The following is a 1,460-nucleotide window of genomic DNA, read 5'->3' as shown; positions in this document are numbered from 1 at the left end:
GCGGCCGGGTGGCGACAAATCGGAGCGGACGACCGGTTTCCCGTCCGCCGGAGCGAACGAGGCATGAGTCCGGCCGGGATCGGACAAGCGCGTCCGGTCGCAGCCGGCGGCGGGCGCGCGGCAGCTCCCGTCCTGCGAACCCGGGTCAGCATTGCGACACAACAATCTGCAACAGTTGGCATAACGATTGACAAGACCGCCCCGCCAACCGCACCTGCCGGAAGAACAGCCGGCGGCGGAGCGACCGTCGCGATCCGATCCGGCCGGGCTGTCCGGCAGGCCATCGGGCGGGCTGCCGTGCTATCTGAGCGGCGCGGATCTGTTGCCGCGGGAGACCGACGATGCCCAAACCTTCAACCGACAGGCCTTCAATCGATGAGCCTTCAACCGACAAGCCGGCAGCCGGCAAACGGCCGGCAAAGCCGCGCCGCGCCGCCCGCATGGCGGCCGCACCGGATCCGGCGTTCGAACTGTCGCTCCTGACGCGCTCCGGCGGCCTGTTATGCGGCGTTGACGAGGCCGGCCGCGGACCCTGGGCCGGCCCGGTGGTCGCGGCGGCCGTCATGCTCGACCCGGCCTTCGTCCCGCCCGGTCTCGCCGATTCGAAGCTCCTCAGCGAGCGCGCCCGCGAGGCCCTTTTCGAGGCGCTCGTCGCCAGCGCGCGGATCGGCATCGCTTTCGCCTCGGTGGCGCGCATCGACCGGACGGATATCCGGCAGGCCACGCTGTGGGCCATGAGCAGCGCCGTCGCCGCCCTGCCCGGCGGGCCCGCCCCGCGCCTCATCGCCGTGGATGGCCGCGACGTGCCGCCCGGCCTGCCCTGTCCGGGTGAAGCGGTTGTTGACGGCGATGCCAAGTCGCTGTCCATTGCCGCCGCCTCCATCGTCGCCAAGGTCACCCGCGACCGCATGATGACAGCGCTGGCCGAAACCACGCCCGGCTATGACTTCGAGCGTCACAAAGGCTATGGCACCGCCGCCCATCAGGCCGCACTCGCCGCCCACGGCGTAACGCCGCATCACCGTCGCACCTTCGCGCCGATCCGCCGGCTCCTCGCCGGCGCCTGACGGACCCGCGCCGCAGCGGCCGCGCCGGCCGCGGGACAGACCCCGGCGAACGCCCGGCCGGCCGATGCGCCCCCCCCCGATCCGGCGATAGTCCGGCGCCGCACAAGGCCGAAGACCAACGCTGCGCCCGGCATACCGCTGTCCGTCCGCGCGCCGGCCTCGCGCACGGGGTGCCGGCGCGTCCCGTCGCTTCTGCGCACCACTCCGCCCGTCGCTCACCGGTCGCTGCGCCTGCCGTCGCCCCGATGGAGCCTCCGACGGTCAACTCTGCGCGGCGCCCGGCACACCGCCGCACGGCCGCGCCTCATCGCCGTTTCGCGTCCCGCGTCCGGCATCGACGATCGCCGCGTCGCGGAAAGGCGAGGCATCCGACGGCTCTTACACCCGTCGCGC

Annotated in this window: 1 protein-coding gene; it reads left to right on the top strand. The window is 73.2% G+C overall.

What is annotated here, in order from left to right; genetic code table 11:
* Positions 1–440: 440 nt before the first annotated feature.
* Positions 441–1,067, top strand: coding sequence for a ribonuclease HII (locus tag V7067_RS12845; RefSeq protein ID WP_334176298.1), 627 nt, complete (start codon positions 441–443; stop codon positions 1,065–1,067).
* The last annotated feature ends 393 nt before the right edge of the window (positions 1,068–1,460 follow it).

The organism is Pseudoxanthobacter sp. (assembly GCF_036822375.1).
Taxonomy (GTDB): Bacteria; Pseudomonadota; Alphaproteobacteria; order Rhizobiales; family Segnochrobactraceae; genus Pseudoxanthobacter.
The sequence above is the reverse complement of the archived record's forward strand: the minus strand, read 5'-3'. Positions and strand labels throughout refer to the sequence as shown.